We start from the raw sequence: 16,761 nt of genomic DNA on the forward strand, positions 1-16,761 counted from the left end.
GTGATTGCTGTGATTGATTACGGCATGGGAAATTTGCGCAGTGTCCAAAAAGCATTTCAACGGGTGGGATGTCAGGCCGAAATTGTCCGTGACCCGGCAGCGGTTGCAGCCGCCCGGGCCGTGGTGTTGCCCGGTGTGGGGGCTTTTCGGGATGCCATGGCCAATTTGCAGTCTGCCGGTATGGTTGAGGCCATTCACCGGGTGGTGGCGGCGGGCAGACCGTTTTTGGGAATTTGCCTGGGGCTGCAGCTGCTGTTTGAATCCAGCGAGGAGTTCGGCCATCACCGGGGATTGGGCATCTTTCCCGGTACGGTGAAGCGTTTTCCCGAAGGGGAGTTGAAAGTGCCGCACATGGGCTGGAACCAGGTGAGTGTCACCAATGCCTCACCGCTTATGGAGGGTATTCCTGACCGGTCAGCCTTTTACTTTGTCCATTCCTATTATGTTGAGCCGGCAGATCCCCGGCTGGTTATTGCTTCCGCCGATTACGGCCTTACCTTTGCCGCGGTGGTGGGCCGGCAAAATGTTTATGGTATTCAATTCCACCCGGAAAAGAGCAGTACCCTGGGGCTGCGCATACTCGAAAACTTTGGAAAGACGGTGAGGGCATGATTTTGTTTCCTGCCATAGATATAAAAGAAGGCCGTTGTGTTAGATTAATTGAAGGCCGCATGGAGAGTGCCACCGTTTATTCCCATGATCCTGCCGGCATTGCCCGCACCTGGCAGGAACAGGGGGCTGAATTTATTCATGTGGTGGATCTGGACGGTGCTTTTGCCGGGCAACCGCGCAACCGGCAGGCTATTGCTGATATTGTCCGGGCTGTTCAGGTGCCGGTACAGGTGGGCGGCGGCATCCGGGATGTAGAGACCATTGACGAGCTGCTTACCCTGGGAGTTAACCGGGTCATCCTGGGCAGTGCGGCCGTGTTGCAGCCGGCCCTGGTGGCAGAGGCCTGCCGCCGGTACGGGCAGCGGGTACTGGTGGGGATTGATGCCCGGGACGGTCTGGTTGCTATCCAAGGGTGGGGCAAAACGGTGCAAAAAACAGCCCTGGAACTGGCCTTAGAAGTTAAAGAACTGGGCATAGAGCGTATAGTGTTTACCGACATCCGGCGGGACGGCAGGCTGAGCGGCCCCAACCTGGCTGCCACCGGCCGGTTGGCCAAAGACAGCGGCCTGCAGGTAATTGCCTCCGGCGGCGTGTCTTCCCTGGCTGATATCAGAGCATTGAAAGACCTGGAGGCTGACGGGGTGGAAGGTGCTGTTCTGGGTAAAGCCCTTTATACCGGGGCGGTTAAATTGCCGGAAGCACTGGCTATAGCCCGGGGGGAGAGAGGCCTATGTTAATGAAAAGAATTATCCCCTGTTTGGATGTAACTGACGGCAGGGTGGTTAAGGGAACGAATTTTGTTAACCTGCGGGACGCCGGTGACCCGGTGGAACTGGCTGCTCTTTACGATCGGGAAGGGGCCGATGAGCTGGTTTTTTTGGATATTACTGCTTCTGCCGACGGCCGGGCCACTATGCTGGAGGTGGTGCGGCGAACCGCCGAGGAAGTATTTATTCCCTTTACGGTGGGGGGCGGTATCCGCACGGTGGAGGACATGCGGTTGATGTTGCAGGCGGGCGCCGATAAGATTGCAGTTAATACGGCAGCCATCAAAAATCCCCGGGTTATTGCCGAGGGGGCCCATAAATTCGGCAGCCAGTGCATAGTGGTGGCTATTGACGCCAGGCAGGTGGCACCGGATCGCTGGGAGGTTTACATCAACGGCGGCCGTACCCCCACCGGTCTGGATGCGGTGGCCTGGGCGGTTAAAGCAGAGGAGCTGGGTGCCGGTGAAATACTGCTCACCAGCATGGACCGGGATGGCACCAAGGAAGGCTTTGATCTGGCCTTAACCCGTACCGTGGCCCGGCAGGTAAAAATTCCGGTCATTGCTTCCGGCGGCGTCGGTACCCTGGCACACATCGCCCAGGGTTTTACCGAAGGCTTGGCGGATGCTGCTCTGGCCGCTTCTGTCTTCCACTTTGGCACCTATACCATCCGGCAAACCAAAGAATACCTTAAACAACTGGGTATCCCCGTTCGCTTGTAAAGGCGGCGATGCAGAAATTACTCGGATGAAAGAAAAGCTGGTGATATAAATTATGAAGTTTATTATAGATACCCTCAAGTTTAACGAAGCGGGGTTAATACCCGCCATTGTACAAGAGGCAGCCGGTAAAGAGGTATTGATGCTGGCCTGGATGAACCGGGAGGCAGTGGAAAAAACCCTGGTTACCGGGGAGGTGTGGTTTTATAGCCGCAGCCGGCAAAGGTTGTGGAAAAAGGGAGAAACCTCCGGGCATGTGCAAAAATTGAAGGGCTTTTATTATGACTGCGATGCCGATACCCTGCTGCTGCTGGTGGAGCAGGCAGGCGGTGCGGCCTGCCACGAGGGCTACAGTTCCTGTTTTCATAATAAAGTTAAGCCTGATGGTATGGTGGTTGTGGAAGGCGACAAGCTATTTGATCCGGCCCTGGTTTATGGCAACCGGCCCCCGCAGGCGCCCGCGGGGTCATCCGTACTGGATGAGTTATACCGGTTAATTTTAAGCCGTAAAGCCGAGCGGCCGGCTGATTCCTACACCACTTATTTGTTTGAAAAAGGGATTGATAAGATTTGTAAAAAAGTCGGTGAAGAATGTGCCGAGGTAATTATTGGCGCCAAAAACAGCCGTGCTGAACTAACTTATGAAACGGCTGACTTGCTTTACCACCTGCTGGTTTTGCTGGCCCACCAGGGCGTGGAGCCGGCGGCTGTTTATCAGGAACTGGCCGGCAGAAAAAAATAGGGGTTGGGCAGGGGCAATCATGTGCCCCTGCTTTTTTGTTGCTGTTTTTTGGTAACTGCCGGTAGCAAACCCCGGTTGTGTTATAATAATAACTAACAGGAAGGACAAGTTTTTTCTGCGTACCGAGGAGAATGTTCATCCGGTTGAAGAACATTCTCTTTTGCTTAGTGTTTGGCTGGGACGGGTCAGCAATAAAATTATGCTAATTAACACCGGCCATGTGATATAATGTAGTGTGTTTTTTGATAACCACTAGCAAACGGAGGAATTTATGGACATAGCAGCGAATCTGAATCCTGCCCAGGCAGCGGCGGTGCAGCATACAGAAGGCCCCCTGCTGGTGCTGGCCGGGGCCGGCTCAGGTAAGACAAGGGTACTTACCCACCGGATTGCCTATATTTTAAGCCAGGGGGTGCCGCCTTACAACATTTTGGCAATCACCTTTACCAATAAAGCAGCGGCCGAAATGAGAACCCGGGTGGAAACCTTAGTGCCGCAGGCAGCCAGGGATTTGTGGGTAACTACCTTTCACAGCGCTTGCCTGCGTATTCTCAGAAGGGAAATTCAAGCCCTGGGCTACGGTGCCAACTTTTCCATTTACGACGATGCTGACCAGCAGACACTAATCAAAGAGTGCCTTAAGGAACTGCAAATTGATGAAAAGCGTTTTCAGCCCCGAAGTCTGCTGGGGGTTATTTCAGGGGCTAAAAACCGGTTGTTGACGCCGGAACAGTATGATCGTCAGGCCTACGACTTTTTTGAACAAGTGGCCGGGCGGGTCTACCGCTTGTATCAGGAAAAGCTGTATAAAAACAATGCAGTGGATTTTGACGATTTGCTGATGCTAACGGTGCGGCTGTTTAAGGAACATCCGCATGTGCTGGGCTATTACCAGACTAAATTTAAATATATTTTGGTGGACGAGTACCAGGATACCAACCATGCCCAGTATGTGCTGGTAACCCTGCTGGCGGCGCAACACCGCAATATCTGTGTGGTGGGAGATCCCAACCAATCTATCTACAAGTGGCGGGGGGCGGATATCAACAATATTTTGAGCTTTGAGCGGGATTATCCGGAGGCCCGGGTGGTTAAACTGGAACAAAATTACCGCTCCACAGGCAACATTTTGGAAGCTGCCAACGCTGTCATTAAAAATAACAGCGAGGCGAAAGAACTGAAACTCTGGACCGCTAAAGGAAAAGGTGACCTTATTCATGTTTTCCGGGCGGAGAACGAGCGGCTGGAGGCCTATTTTATTGCGGACCGCATTAAAGATTTGCATTTCAGCGGTCGCCGCAATTACCGGGAGATGGCCGTGCTTTATCGCACCAATGCCCAATCCCGGGTTTTTGAAGAAGTTTTCCTGCGCCAGGGTATTCCCTATACTGTTTTTGGGGGAGCCAGGTTCTATGACCGGAAGGAAATTAAGGACTTACTGGCTTATTTAAGGTTGCTGGTAAACCCGGCCGACAGCCAGAGCCTGCTGCGCATTATTAACGTTCCCAAGCGCGGCATCGGGGCTGCTTCCCTGGAGAAAATCACCGCCTACGCCCTGGCACAAGGGTTGAGCCTGCTGCAGGCGCTGACCGCGGTGGAGGAAATTCCGGGTGTGCCGGCGAAAGCACGCAGCCAATGCCGGCTGCTGGCTGACCTGTTGGATAATCTGGCCAAACAAGCCACCTTCCTTTCAGTGACAGAAATAACCGAAGAAGTCCTTAACAGTACCGGCTACCGGGCCGAATTGACTGCTGAGGATACAGTAGAAGCCAGGACGCGGCTGGAAAACTTGCAGGAATTTCTCACAGTGACGAAGGAATTTGATCAGCAGCAAGGGGAAGCGGCCGGTCTGGTGGATTTTCTTGCCAATATTTCACTGGTTACCGACCTGGACAGGCATGATCCGGAAGCAGACCAGGTGGTGCTGATGACCCTGCACAGTGCCAAAGGTTTAGAATTCCCGGTGGTTTTTTTAACCGGTATGGAAGAAGGGGTTTTTCCCCACAGCCGGGCTTTGGTTGACCAGTCCGAGATGGAAGAAGAGCGCCGGCTGGCTTATGTGGGCATTACCAGGGCGGAAGAACAGCTTTACTTAACCCACTGCTGGGAAAGAACACTTTTTGGGCGAACCAATATGAATCCCCGCTCCCGGTTCCTGGAGGAGATTCCCGGTGAGCTGACGGATGCCGCCAAACCTTTACCCGGCAAGCAAGACTCTGTAACCGGTTGGGGCAGTCAAGCTGCCGGGGCAACCAAAACTGCGGCACAAGCCGGCACCTTTTTGCTGGGAGACCGGGTGCGTCATCGTAAATGGGGCGAAGGCGTGATTGTAAAAGTGTCCGGCGAAGGCGGGGATGCCGAACTGACCGTGGCTTTCCCGGAGCAGGGTTTAAAAACCTTAATCGCTCAATATGCGCCATTAGAAAAGGTTTAAACGGGCAACACTAAAGGCGGAGGAAAATAATGGACCGCTTAATGGCAGTGGTGGTATTAACCGCCGTGATACACTTGATTAATACCTTGATTTACGCTGTGCGTCCCGCCGGGGTAATAACCGGGCGGCTGGCCACCGCCTATTCACTTTTTAATGTAATATTTTTGATTGCACAAACCGCCAATATGTTGCAGGCGCCGTTACTTTCATCAATTATTGAGCACGCTATCCAGCGCGGCACGGAGGCGGCAGGCAGCGGAGCGGCGTTGCTGCAATCGGTGGCCTACCGTCAGGAACTGGCGCATCTGAATGTGCAGGTGCGGACGGTAATTTTAGGGGCGACTTTGGGTACCCTGGTGGGAGGCTTATTTATCCCCACTTTTATTACCTTCTTTACCAAGGGTATATATTTGTTTGATCAGGTGCGGTCGGTACCCAAAATGATCGGGTTGCTGCTGTTTTCGCCGGTCAAAGCGGCCAGCCAGGTCAGGCAGGCTGTGCGCATACCCAACCGGCAGTTTTTTCTGCAGGCCCTTCGACAAAAAATTAACATTCCCAAAAAATTTCTGGTGCTTAATGTGCTGGTTACCGGCATATATACCACAGCGGTGCTGTCAGCCATTTATGCCGGTGCCTTATATCCCGAATTTCGTTCTACGGCAGCTTTTTTATCCGGCATCATTAACGGTATTGCCACCGTTTTATTTGCCACGGTGGTGGATCCTACGGCTGCCGGCATTACTGACCAGGCTCTGCGGGGAGAAAGGCCGGAGCAGGATATTAAGCAAATGTGCTTTTACCTGGCTCTTACCCGCTTGCTGGGCACGATACTGGCGCAGCTGTTTTTTGTACCAGCCGCCTTAATTATTAAATATGCAGCGCAATTGATTGCCCGGGGCGGCTTTTAACGGCAAGTTCCGGTCGGGGACGGTTTTCGATTTAAATTAAGGAGGCAAGTCATTATGGTTAGCCCGGAAATTAAGGCCAGAGCAGAGGCTTTGCGACGGGAGATAGAACACCACAATTACCTATACTATGTATTGGACCGGCCTGTTATTACGGATGACCAATACGACCGGTTAATGCAGGAATTGATCCGGTTGGAGGCGGAATATCCGTCACTGGTGACGCCTGATTCGCCGACCCAACGGGTGGGAGGGCAGGTGCAGCAGGGATTTCAGTCGGTACCCCACCGGGTGCCCATGCTAAGCCTGGCTAACGCTTTCAGTGAGGCTGATTTGCGGGAGTTTGACCGCCGGGTGTGCGGCAACCTGCCCGGCGAGCCGGTGGAATATGTGGTTGAGCTGAAAATTGACGGGTTAGCCATCTCCTTAACCTATGAGAACGGGCTGCTGGTGCGGGGAGCTACCCGGGGCGACGGCGCGCAGGGCGAAGATATCACCGCTAACCTGCGTACCATCAAAGCCATCCCCCTTCGTTTAAAGGAAGCGGTACCCTTTTTAGAAGTGCGGGGCGAGGCTTATATGCCCAAGGATTCCTTCAGCCGCCTTAATGAAGCCCGCCAAGAGGCCGGGGAACCGCTGTTTGCCAATCCCCGCAACGCTGCGGCAGGCAGCCTGCGGCAGCTGGACCCGGCAGTGACGGCGGCCCGCCAGCTTAGCATTTATATGTATGCCATCGGCCACCTGGAGGGCCGCCAAATATCGAGCCACGCGGCCGGCCTGACCTGGCTGCGGCAGCTGGGACTGCGGGTTAATGAACATTACCGGGTGTGCCGGGATATCGAGCAGGTTATTGATTATTGTGCCAAGTGGCAGGAAAAAAGGTTTCAACTGCCTTATGCCATAGACGGTCTGGTGATAAAGGTTAATTCTCTGGATCAGCAGCAGCGGCTGGGGGCCACCCTGAAAAGTCCCCGCTGGGCCATTGCCTATAAATTCCCGGCGGAACAGGCGGTAAGCACCATTAAGGACATTATCGTCAGGGTAGGACGAACCGGGGTGTTGACACCGACAGCTGTTTTAGAACCTGTTCAACTGGCCGGCACCACAGTCAGTAAAGCAACTTTGCATAACGAAGATGTAATTCGCCAGAAGGATATTCGGATTGGCGATAAAGCCCTGGTACAAAAGGCCGGTGATATTATCCCGGAAGTGGTGCAAGTTTTTCCTGAACAAAGGAACGGTAAAGAAAAGGTTTTTACCATGCCCGCTACCTGCCCGGCATGCGGTGCTCCTGTGACAAGAGCAGCCGGGGAGGCTGCCCACCGTTGTACCAACCGGTATTGTCCGGCCATAGCCCGGGAAGGCATCATCCATTTTGTGTCCCGGGGCGCCATGGATATTGCCGGTCTGGGGGAAAGCATCGTTACCCAATTAATTAAAGCCGGCCTGGTGCGGGATGCGGCGGATTTATACAGTTTACGCTATGAAGATTTAATCAAGCTGGAACGTATGGGAGCCCGCTCCTCCCATAACCTGCTGCAGGCCATTGAGGCCAGCAAAAGCAATTCGCTGGCCCGGCTGCTGTTTGCCCTGGGGATTCGCCATGTGGGCGAGCGGGCCGCGAAAGTTTTAGCGCAGCATTTTGGCTCCCTGACGGCTATAATGAACGCAACCTTCGAAGATTTAACCGTTATCCCGGAAATCGGTCCTAAGATTGCTGAAAGCGTGGTGGATTATTTTGCCCGGCCGGACCACCGGCGGCTGGTTGAGCGGCTGGCCGAGGCAGGCGTCAACATGCAGGAAGCAGGGCAGCCAAACCCGGCTGAACTGCCCCTGGCGGGCAAAACCTTTGTGGTGACCGGTACCCTGGCGGCTTTTTCACGCCAGGCTGCCCAAGCGGCCATTGAACAACTGGGCGGCAAAGTAGCCGGCAGTGTCAGTAAAAAAACTGATTATCTGGTGGTGGGTGAAAATCCCGGCTCCAAGTACGAGAAAGCCCGGCAGTTGGGCATTGCCATCCTTAATGAGGCAGAGTTTATTGCGTTGTTGAAGCATAATGAAAATTAATCATTGACAACCGGGCCAGGAGGGCCCGTTTGAGGCGGCCCCAATGGCGATCGTAGCGAATCATAGCGCTGTCGGTGCGTAGACCGGAGCCAAAGGGGATCATAAACCACCGGCAATGTTTGTCGACACTCTGGAGGCACCGCTAAGGTGCCTTTGTCCTTTTTAATTACACTCCCTTTTACCTCAAGATTTGCCAGGCTAAAGACGATATCACTAATTAATGAAGGAATTTCCGGGCAACTAAAGAAGTAACAGTCTGAGGGGTGATGAAGTGAGATTTTGTTTCTTGTTAGCAGTCTTTTACTTAATGATGTCAGCCTGGCCGGCGGAAGCCGGTTATACCGTATACCCCTATGGCCGGTTTGTCTGGCAGCAACAAAAAGCTGGCAAATTGTCGGCGGATGTGACAGTGACGGCTAACGGGTTGTTGTATGTTCCGGCGGGCAATAAAATTATTTGTTATGATTTGGGCAATGGGTCGAAACTTTGGGAACGCAAGCTGGAACTGAGCGGCAAAATAACCGAGCCCCTGCTGGTGGACAACGGGACGGTTTATGCGGTGGGTACCGACGGCATGCAGCAAATGAAGCCCAACGGCAGTCTTACCTGGCTTTACCGTATTTTGTCCAAACCTAAGGGAAGCAAAAGCAGCGGCGTGGTGACCGCCGGCCCCAACGGTTTGGTTTACCTGGGCGTGGCGGATGGCCTGTATGCCCTGGAACCCAAGAAAAACTTTAAGTGGCGTTTTTCAGACGAAAAAAATGTGGTGGCTGCCCTGGGGGACAGCGAGGCGGTTTATGTTTGCAGCGGGGATAAGAACACCGGCTACAGCTTGCGGGCCCTGGATGCCAGGGGAAACCGCCTGTGGCACCGGGGTTTGGGGGAGCTGAAGAACATCCACTTGTCCTTTGGGCCGGCGGGGAATTTGTACGTTGTAACTAACCCGGCCCGCCTGGAGAGAAACACGGCGGCCAAAATAATGTGCCTGGATCGCCGCACCGGCAAGGAACAATGGACTTATTCGGTCAGGTCAGACGATTTAACAAAACCCGCCTTCGGGGCGGATAACACCCTGTACTTTACCGGTCAACATAAAGTATTTGCGCTCGCTGCCACAGACGGTACTCTTAAATGGGACTTGCCGCTGATCAACCTGGTATCAGGGATTGCGGTTGATAACCTGAACGGGCGGTTGTATGCCGGCAGTTCGGATGGCCGGCTGTTTTGTATCAACACTGCCGGACGTTTAATCTGGGAAAAGGAAATTGACAAGACCACCGGCCAGACTTTACATAAAGATGGCGGCATAATGATAGATACCGGCAAAGATGAAAAGGATGCCATTAAAATGGCGCCCGTTATGCTGCCGGACGGAGCTGTCTTACTGGCCACCGACAAGGGTGTGCTGATAAAATTTATTGACGTTAACAAGGAGCGGTAATTTATGGGTATTTTCCAACTGCTGCGGTATGCCGCCGGTCTGCTGATAATGCTGTTGCTGCCAGCAGCCGGTTGGGCGGCCAGCAACCAGGTAAGCACAGCCGATTTTACAGATATTAAAGGACACTGGGCCAGGCAGTCCATTGAAAAAGTCACAGCCCTTGGTTATGACCAGGGGTTTCCTGACCATACGTTTCGTCCCCAACAACCGCTCACTTTGCTGGAAGCCGTTCAGAAAGTTTTGCAGGCGGCCGGTTTTGGGGAACAAATAGCCAAATTAAAACAAACTAAACAGGCAAGCGCCCTTTATGCGGTGCCCCAGGGACAAAACTACATAAATTTTGCGGTGCAACAGAATTTTCTGCCGGCTGACCTGCTGCAGCAGTTTCGCCACGATCGCCCCGTCAACCGGGGACAGCTGGCCGTTCTCCTGGCCAGTGCGCTATATTTGCCGCCCGTAGACGGCGGCGGGGTTGCCTTCACCGACAGCCAGGCCATACCGCCGGCTTATCTGCCGGCGGTCCGGGCGGTGGTCAGCCAGGGCATTATGTCCGGTTTCCCGGATGGTACCTTTCGCCCCCAACATCAGGTTTCCCGGGGAGAAATGGCTGCCTTGCTGGCCAAGCTTTACGACCAGGGGTGGCTGAAAACAGATGCCAAAAGAAAGGTTGAAGGCTGGGTAGCGGCGGTTGCCCCGGGGAAAAACGGCCTGGAAATACAAATTAATTCTCTCAAGGGGACGCAAAAAATAACGGCCGCAGCCGGCTGTCCGGCCTACTGGCAGGGGCATCCCGTACCCTTGCAACAGGTTGTCAATTACCGGGTAGCGGGTATTTTGGACAGCCAGAAAAAACTGGCCTATCTGGAGTTGCTGGAAAGAAGAAGCTTTTCACCGGTGCAGCGGGACACTTATGCCAGTTATTTACGTCATGCCGAAGGAGAACCGGTGGTAATAACAGTAAAGGATATGTTAAATGAAGAGGTGGACTATGCTGTGGCCTGGGATGCCGAGATTAGGGATGACAAAGCCAAAGGCAAAACCGGTAAAGACCTTCTGAAGAAGTTAAAGGCAGGCCAATTTATTAAATTAGGATTGACCGCTGACAATAAAGTGCAATCTATAACCCTGCCGGAGGTTAAAAATATCACCGGCGAGGTGGATCGGATCAACCGGGCGTTATATTTAAAGAAAAACAACCGCAGCAGTAAAAAATATGTGCCTGATCATTTTTGGGGTTGGGATTTTGGGCGGCTGGTTGATAAACAGGGCAACGAAATCGACTCCCTCCAATCAGGCGACAAAGTGAAGATATTTTATATTGGCGAGCCGTTTTATGAAAGGGTGTTGGAAATACAAAAACTAAATTAGACCGTAGTGTGGAGAAAGATTGAAAAAAAATAAAGCCACGGTGGTTTATAATCCCCTGCCGGCCGCTTGTCGCCATACCGTTAACAGCACTGGAAGCGAAATGAACCATTGGGCCGGCGTCCGCATCCTGCGGGCGCCGGCTGAACCGGACTAAGGCCGGCGTACCCAATGGCCGCAGCAGCCGGCAGCGTGCCGGCGGTGCGCAAAACGGAGCTAAAGGGATCATAAACCACCGTTAAATATTATAACCAGAACTTATTAGCCGCAGCAGCCGCCTGAACCGTGCCCGTGGCCATGACCGGGTGCGGCGATAACCTCAATCTCCACCCCCACATCCCGGGGCAGCCGGGCCACCTGCACCAGAGAACGGGCCGGAGCGGGGGAAGGAAAATACTCGGCGTAAACTTCGTTAATTTTTTCAAAGTCATTCATGTCTTTCACAAAAACAGTGGTTTTAACAACTTGATCCATACCGGCACCGGCTGCGGCCAAAATGGCCTTGATATTTTCCAGGCTGCGCCTGGTTTGGGCCTGTATGTCGCCGGTGACGATGGTGCCGTTGACAGGATCGATAGGAATTTGGCCGGAGGTAAAGATGAAAGGTCCTGCCGCAATAGCCTGCGAATAAGGACCAATAGCAGCCGGTGCTTGTTCAGTGGAGATGACTTTTTTGTGGTGCATGGATGGGCCTCCTTTTCTTAAATACAGTTTTTATCGCATTTTAGCATGCCCCAAAACTGTGCATACCATGAGTTTGCCTTTACAATCTGCTCAATACCTTAAGTTGCGCTGTTTTAGCAAACTTTGGTATAATGATGTCAGTTTTTAGCAAAGGAAGGTGTACCTGATTGATTAGCAAACAAGATGTGGAACATGTGGCCCTGCTGGCCCGGTTAGAACTGAATGAAGAAGAAAAAGAATTGTACACCCGACAGTTAAATAAAATTCTTGAGGCAGCCAAAGCACTGCAGGAGCTGGCTACAGACAACGTGCCTCCTACCGCTCATGTGCTGCCTTTGCAAAATGTGTTTCGGGAAGACCGGGTGGGCCCGCATATTGATCCGGAAAAGGCCCTGGCTAACGCTCCGGAGCGGGAAGACTGCTTCTTTAAAGTGCCCAAGATAGTATAGGTTTTCTTGCTGCTGAGCGGGGGCCTGTTCAGCGGCTGCTGCCGGTACGAGGTTGGACCGGTGAATTTCGCAGAAGTCTTGAGGAGGGAAAGTTTTGGATTTATTGCAGCAAACAGCCCACCGGCTTCATGAAATGCTGGTTAAAAAAGAAGTGTCTGCTGTGGAAATAACAGCAGCGGCTTTTCAGCGCATTGAAGAGGTGGAAAACAAAGTTAAATCCTTTCTGACCATTACCCGGGAACAAGCAGAAGCACAAGCCCGGCAGGTGGATAAAAAAATTGCCACAGGGCAGCCGGTGGGTCCCTTGGCCGGCATTCCGACGGCTGTTAAGGACAATATGTGTACAGAGGGTATTCGCACCACCTGTGCTTCCAAGATGCTTTATAACTTTATACCGCCCTATACAGCTACGGCTGTGGCCAGGTTGGCGGCGGCGGATATGGTGCTGGTGGGCAAGACCAACATGGATGAATTTGCCATGGGTTCCTCCACCGAAAATTCCGGCTTTCATTTAACCTACAACCCCTGGGACAGGGAACGGGTGCCGGGCGGTTCCAGCGGCGGTTCGGCGGCTGCCGTAGCAGCCGGGGAAGCGCTGGTGGCCCTTGGTTCGGATACCGGGGGATCAATCCGGCAGCCCGCTTCCTTTTGCGGCGTTATCGGCATGAAGCCTACTTACGGGGCGGTTTCCCGTTACGGCCTGGTGGCCTACGCGTCCTCCCTGGATCAAATCGGTCCTTTTACCAGAGACGTAACGGATATGGCCCACCTGCTCAACGTTATTTGCGGCCACGACCCCCTCGACAGCACTTCGGCCAACCTGCAACACCCGGATTTTACCAAGTTTTTAATCAACGACATTAAAGGCATGAAGATTGGTGTACCCCGGGAATACATGGCGGACGGGATTCATCCCCAGGTTAAAGAGCGCCTGCGGGAGGTAATTAAAAAACTGACCGAGCTGGGGGCCTATGTGGAAGAAACCAGCCTGCCCCATACCGATTATGCCATGCCGGCCTACTACTTGATTGCCACTGCCGAAGCCAGTTCCAACCTGGCCAGGTACGACGGGGTTCGCTACGGGTTGCGGGTGCCGGATGCCCGGGATGTGGTGGACATGTTCATGCGCAGCCGCAGCCAGGGGTTTGGTGAGGAGGTAAAACGCCGCATAATGCTGGGCACCTATTCCCTGTCGGCCGGCTATTATGATGCCTATTACTTGAAGGCCCTGAAGGTGCGCACCCTGATCAAGCAAGACTTTGACCGGGCTTTTGCCAAGTACGATGTTTTATTAAGCCCCACTTCGCCGTCCCCGGCCTTTAAAATTGGGGAAATGGTGCATGATCCGATTCAAATGTACTTGCAGGATGTCTGCACCATTCCGGTCAACCTGGCCGGCATACCGGCCATCTCCGTTCCCTGCGGGCTGGTTAACCGTTTGCCGGTGGGTGTGCAGCTGATGGGTAAAGCCTTTGACGAAGGCACACTGCTGCGGGTGGCCTATACCCTGGAACAAAACACTGATTTTACCAGGCTGCAGCCGAACATGGAGGGGAGTAAGTCATGACACAAGCCTATGAAGCGGTTATAGGAATCGAGGTTCACGTTGAATTAAAGACCAACACCAAGATTTTTTGCCATTCCACCACAGAGTTCGGCGGCGACCCCAATCATCATACCTGCCCGGTTTGTCTTGGCTTACCCGGCACCCTGCCGGTGTTAAACAAAAAGGTGGTGGAATATGCAGTCAGGGCCGGCCTGGCACTGAACTGCCAAATTGCCAATTTTTCCAAGTTTGACCGTAAGAATTACTATTATCCGGATCTGCCTAAAAACTACCAGATATCCCAGTACGACCTGCCTATTGCCCAGCACGGTTATTTAGACATTGAAGTGGACGGTCAAACCAAGCGCATCGGCATTACCCGCCTGCATATGGAGGAGGATGCCGGCAAGCTGGTGCACCAGGGCAGTATTGTCAGCACGCCCTATTCGCTGGTGGATTATAACCGCACCGGCGTACCTTTGATCGAAATTGTTTCCGAACCGGATATGCGTTCGCCGGAGGAAGCCAGGGCCTATGTAGAAAAACTAAGGGCCGTTATCCAGTATACCGGTGTTTCTGACTGCCGCATGGAAGAGGGCAGCCTGCGTTGCGACGTTAACGTGTCGGTGCGGCCGCCGGGCCGGCAGGAGTTTGGCACCAAGACAGAAATTAAAAACCTGAACTCCTTCCGGGCCCTGCAAAAGGCAGTGGCTTTTGAGATTGAAAGACAAATCGGGGTGCTGGAGTCCGGCGGCAGGATTATTCAGGAAACCCGCACCTGGGATGAAGCCAGGGGGATTACGGTTTCCCTGCGCAGCAAAGAAGAGGCACACGACTACCGCTATTTTCCCGACCCGGATTTAGTGCCCCTGGTCCTGGACAGCCAATGGATAGAATTTATCAGGGAATCACTGCCGGAACTGCCTGACCAGCGGCGGGCCAGGTATATCCGGGAATATGGTTTGCCGGCTTATGACGCTTCAATTTTAACCCTTACCAAAGAGATGTCGGATTATTTTGAAGAAGTGCTGCAGCATTATAATATGCCTAAGGCGGTAAGCAACTGGATGATGGGCGAAATGGCCCGGTTGTTAAATGCTAACGGGCTGGAGATCACCCAGTGCAAAATAACACCCGGCCGGCTGGCCGCCCTGCTTAAACTGATTGATCAGGGCACCATCAGCGGCAAGATAGCCAAAACAGTGTTTGAAGAAATGTTTGCCAACGGCAAAGATCCTGAAACGATTGTGCAGGAGAAGGGACTGGTGCAGATTTCCGATGCAGGGGCGCTGGCCGCGGTGGTGGAGGAAGTTATGGCAGCCAACCCGAAGTCGGTACAGGATTACCTGGGTGGCAAAACCCAGGCCATCGGTTTTTTAGTGGGCCAGGTAATGAAAGCTACCCGGGGTAAAGCGAACCCCGATCTGGTAAATAAACTGCTGAGGGAAAGATTGCAAAAGTAACTGACGCAAAAAACGTGACGGCCCGGGCATAAGCCCGGGCCTCAGAGTATCGACAAAGGCTGCAAAACTATGTCAAGGCGGTTTAATGATCCCCTGCCGGCGGCTGGGTAGACCGGAGCCAAAGGGGATCATAAACCACCGGCAATGTTTGTCTACCGTTTGCCCCGGGAACCCCGGGCCTTTATTTTTGACGACTAATGTACACTTTTTTGCACATATCTTAAAAGTGTCCAAATATACATGTACAATAATTTAACCAAAATGAACATGTTAAAAAACAAAGTAATGGTGAGATAAATTAAAGAAACGCAATATAATTTAAGAATACTGCACTAACTAATGTATACAGTATAAATACTCTCAGTGCATATGCTGGACAGGACTATTATGGTAACATAACAAATAAAGTAATTGTTTTGCTGGAGGTGGCATAATGGAAAAAAGAAAAATTTGGATTGTTGATACAACCCTGCGGGACGGTGAGCAAACCGCCGGTGTTGTTTTTGCCAACAGGGAAAAGGTTCGTATCGCCAGATATTTGGATGAGCTGGGTGTTGATCAAATCGAAGCGGGGATCCCGGTGATGGGCGGCGATGAGCAGGAAGCCATCAAGCAAATCTGCAAGCTGGGGCTCAGGGCCAGCATCATGGGCTGGAACCGCCCGGTGATTAAAGATATTGAAGCATCCCTGGCCTGCGGCGTAGACGCTGTAGCCATTTCTATTTCAACCTCAGACATTCATATTAAACATAAGTTAAAGACCAGCCGTGAGTGGGTTTTGGAGCACATGGTGCGGGCGACGGAATTTGCTAAAAAAGAAGGCATGTATGTGTCAGTAAACGCCGAAGATGCTTCCCGCAGCGATATGAATTTTCTCATTGAATTTGCCCGGGCTGCCAAACAGGCGGGAGCCGATCGTCTCCGCTACTGCGATACGGTAGGTATTTTAGAACCATTTACCACCTACGAAAACATTAAAAAGCTAAAAGAAGCGGTTGACATCGAGATAGAAATGCATACCCACAATGACTTTGGCATGGCTACGGCCAATTCTTTTGCCGGCGTCAAGGCCGGGGCCAACTGGGTAGGCGTAACCATTACCGGACTGGGCGAGCGGGCCGGCAATTCGCCGCTGGAAGAAGTGGTCATGGCCCTTAAACACCTGTATGATATAGATTTAAACTTTAAAACTGAATTATTCCGGGAAGTGGCTGAGTATGTGGCCAGGGCGGCCGGCCGGGAGCTGCACTGCAGTAAAGCCATTGTCGGTTCCAATATGTTTGCTCACGAGTCAGGTATTCATGCGGACGGTGCCCTGAAAAACCCGAAAACCTACGAAGCCTTCCAACCCGAAGAGGTGGGTTTGGAGCGCCAGATCGTCATAGGCAAACATTCGGGTACCGCTTCTTTGAGAATGAAGTTTGCGGAGTACGGTATTGACCTGTCTAAAGAAGAAGCGGAAGAATTACTGCCGAAAATTCGTTCTGCTGCGGTGGCTTTAAAACGCTCCCTGTTCGATAAAGAGCTGGTATACATCTACGAAGACTATTTCGGAAAGAGGGATTAA

General features: G+C 52.6%; 16 protein-coding genes. 14 read left to right on the forward strand and 2 right to left on the reverse strand.

Features of this window, described 5'->3' with window-relative positions; genetic code table 11:
• The 7 genes from hisH (at window position 1) to ligA (ending at window position 8,246) form a co-directional block, all read left to right on the forward strand.
• Window positions 1-612, forward strand: coding sequence for an imidazole glycerol phosphate synthase subunit HisH (hisH, locus tag DESHY_RS12060; RefSeq protein ID WP_008413156.1), 612 nt, complete (start codon window positions 1-3; stop codon window positions 610-612).
• Window positions 609-1,349: a 1-(5-phosphoribosyl)-5-[(5-phosphoribosylamino)methylideneamino]imidazole-4-carboxamide isomerase gene (hisA, locus tag DESHY_RS12065; RefSeq protein ID WP_008413158.1), complete on the forward strand. Its 741-nt coding sequence runs from the start codon at window positions 609-611 to the stop codon at window positions 1,347-1,349. Before hisH ends, hisA begins: the two co-directional genes overlap by 4 nt.
• Entirely contained in the window at window positions 1,343-2,101 is a 759-nt protein-coding gene (gene hisF, locus DESHY_RS12070) for an imidazole glycerol phosphate synthase subunit HisF (RefSeq protein WP_048818139.1), read from the forward strand. Before hisA ends, hisF begins: the two co-directional genes overlap by 7 nt.
• A gap of 52 nt (window positions 2,102-2,153) precedes the next feature.
• The gene (hisIE, locus tag DESHY_RS12075; protein ID WP_008413160.1) at window positions 2,154-2,840 is read left to right on the forward strand and encodes a bifunctional phosphoribosyl-AMP cyclohydrolase/phosphoribosyl-ATP diphosphatase HisIE; all 687 of its coding nucleotides are present in this window, start codon (window positions 2,154-2,156) and stop codon (window positions 2,838-2,840) included.
• Window positions 2,841-3,111: 271 nt separating this feature from the next.
• Window positions 3,112-5,274 (forward strand): DNA helicase PcrA, encoded by a 2,163-nt coding sequence (pcrA, locus tag DESHY_RS12080; protein ID WP_008413164.1) that lies wholly within the window; start codon window positions 3,112-3,114, stop codon window positions 5,272-5,274.
• A 29-nt stretch (window positions 5,275-5,303) separates the two neighbouring features.
• Window positions 5,304-6,182, forward strand: coding sequence for a lipid II flippase Amj family protein (locus tag DESHY_RS12085; protein ID WP_008413166.1), 879 nt, complete (start codon window positions 5,304-5,306; stop codon window positions 6,180-6,182).
• 54 nt (window positions 6,183-6,236) lie between these two features.
• Window positions 6,237-8,246: an NAD-dependent DNA ligase LigA gene (gene ligA / locus DESHY_RS12090; RefSeq protein WP_008413167.1), complete on the forward strand. Its 2,010-nt coding sequence runs from the start codon at window positions 6,237-6,239 to the stop codon at window positions 8,244-8,246.
• On the opposite strand, the gene DESHY_RS14770 is transcribed toward ligA, so the two are convergent.
• Window positions 8,215-8,349, reverse strand: a complete 135-nt coding sequence (locus DESHY_RS14770) for a hypothetical protein (RefSeq protein WP_274377200.1) — start codon at window positions 8,347-8,349, stop codon at window positions 8,215-8,217. The two genes, ligA and DESHY_RS14770, sit on opposite strands and share 32 nt — an antisense overlap.
• 168 nt (window positions 8,350-8,517) lie before the next feature.
• Here DESHY_RS14770 and DESHY_RS12095 point away from each other — a divergent pair, with 168 nt between their 5' ends.
• The 3 genes from DESHY_RS12095 to DESHY_RS14775 are packed head-to-tail and all read left to right on the forward strand — an operon-like array spanning window position 8,518 to window position 11,209.
• Entirely contained in the window at window positions 8,518-9,687 is a 1,170-nt protein-coding gene (locus tag DESHY_RS12095) for a PQQ-like beta-propeller repeat protein (protein ID WP_008413169.1), read from the forward strand.
• Window positions 9,688-9,690: 3 nt separating this feature from the next.
• Window positions 9,691-11,055 carry an S-layer homology domain-containing protein gene (locus DESHY_RS12100; protein ID WP_008413170.1) on the forward strand — a complete coding sequence of 455 codons (1,365 nt, stop codon included), beginning with the start codon at window positions 9,691-9,693 and terminating at the stop codon, window positions 11,053-11,055.
• Between the two features lie 19 nt (window positions 11,056-11,074).
• A complete protein-coding gene (locus DESHY_RS14775) occupies window positions 11,075-11,209 on the forward strand; it encodes a hypothetical protein (protein WP_274377201.1) in 135 nt (44 codons plus the stop codon).
• A gap of 104 nt (window positions 11,210-11,313) precedes the next feature.
• On the opposite strand, the gene DESHY_RS12105 is transcribed toward DESHY_RS14775, so the two are convergent.
• Entirely contained in the window at window positions 11,314-11,736 is a 423-nt protein-coding gene (locus DESHY_RS12105) for a RidA family protein (RefSeq protein ID WP_008413172.1), read from the reverse strand.
• A gap of 167 nt (window positions 11,737-11,903) precedes the next feature.
• On the opposite strand from DESHY_RS12105, the gene gatC reads away from it, so the two are divergent.
• The 4 genes from gatC (at window position 11,904) to nifV (ending at window position 16,761) form a co-directional block, all read left to right on the forward strand.
• Window positions 11,904-12,185: an Asp-tRNA(Asn)/Glu-tRNA(Gln) amidotransferase subunit GatC gene (gene gatC, locus DESHY_RS12110; protein ID WP_008413174.1), complete on the forward strand. Its 282-nt coding sequence runs from the start codon at window positions 11,904-11,906 to the stop codon at window positions 12,183-12,185.
• A gap of 94 nt (window positions 12,186-12,279) precedes the next feature.
• Window positions 12,280-13,752, forward strand: a complete 1,473-nt coding sequence (gene gatA / locus DESHY_RS12115; protein WP_008413176.1) for an Asp-tRNA(Asn)/Glu-tRNA(Gln) amidotransferase subunit GatA — start codon at window positions 12,280-12,282, stop codon at window positions 13,750-13,752.
• The gene (gene gatB / locus DESHY_RS12120) at window positions 13,749-15,194 is read left to right on the forward strand and encodes an Asp-tRNA(Asn)/Glu-tRNA(Gln) amidotransferase subunit GatB (protein ID WP_008413178.1); all 1,446 of its coding nucleotides are present in this window, start codon (window positions 13,749-13,751) and stop codon (window positions 15,192-15,194) included. The genes gatA and gatB overlap by 4 nt, the downstream gene beginning before the upstream one ends.
• Window positions 15,195-15,627: 433 nt before the next feature.
• Window positions 15,628-16,761, forward strand: a complete 1,134-nt coding sequence (gene nifV, locus DESHY_RS12125; RefSeq protein WP_008413179.1) for a homocitrate synthase — start codon at window positions 15,628-15,630, stop codon at window positions 16,759-16,761.

It is taken from the genome of Desulforamulus hydrothermalis Lam5 = DSM 18033 (assembly GCF_000315365.1).
GTDB classification, from domain to species: domain Bacteria; phylum Bacillota; class Desulfotomaculia; order Desulfotomaculales; family Desulfotomaculaceae; genus Desulfotomaculum; species Desulfotomaculum hydrothermale.

What these genes read in the sequence shown, in the direction of transcription:
- hisA (WP_008413158.1), top strand. Translation starts at nt 609, where the DNA reads ATGATTTTGTTTCCTGCCATAGATATAAAAGAAGGCCGTTGTGTTAGA.
- hisF (WP_048818139.1), top strand. Translation starts at nt 1,343, where the DNA reads ATGTTAATGAAAAGAATTATCCCCTGTTTGGATGTAACTGACGGCAGG.
- hisIE (WP_008413160.1), top strand. Translation starts at nt 2,154, where the DNA reads ATGAAGTTTATTATAGATACCCTCAAGTTTAACGAAGCGGGGTTAATA.
- pcrA (WP_008413164.1), top strand. Translation starts at nt 3,112, where the DNA reads ATGGACATAGCAGCGAATCTGAATCCTGCCCAGGCAGCGGCGGTGCAG.
- DESHY_RS12085 (WP_008413166.1), top strand. Translation starts at nt 5,304, where the DNA reads ATGGACCGCTTAATGGCAGTGGTGGTATTAACCGCCGTGATACACTTG.
- ligA (WP_008413167.1), top strand. Translation starts at nt 6,237, where the DNA reads ATGGTTAGCCCGGAAATTAAGGCCAGAGCAGAGGCTTTGCGACGGGAG.
- DESHY_RS14770 (WP_274377200.1), bottom strand. Translation starts at nt 8,349, where the DNA reads ATGATCCCCTTTGGCTCCGGTCTACGCACCGACAGCGCTATGATTCGC.
- DESHY_RS12100 (WP_008413170.1), top strand. Translation starts at nt 9,691, where the DNA reads ATGGGTATTTTCCAACTGCTGCGGTATGCCGCCGGTCTGCTGATAATG.
- DESHY_RS12105 (WP_008413172.1), bottom strand. Translation starts at nt 11,736, where the DNA reads ATGCACCACAAAAAAGTCATCTCCACTGAACAAGCACCGGCTGCTATT.
- gatB (WP_008413178.1), top strand. Translation starts at nt 13,749, where the DNA reads ATGACACAAGCCTATGAAGCGGTTATAGGAATCGAGGTTCACGTTGAA.
- nifV (WP_008413179.1), top strand. Translation starts at nt 15,628, where the DNA reads ATGGAAAAAAGAAAAATTTGGATTGTTGATACAACCCTGCGGGACGGT.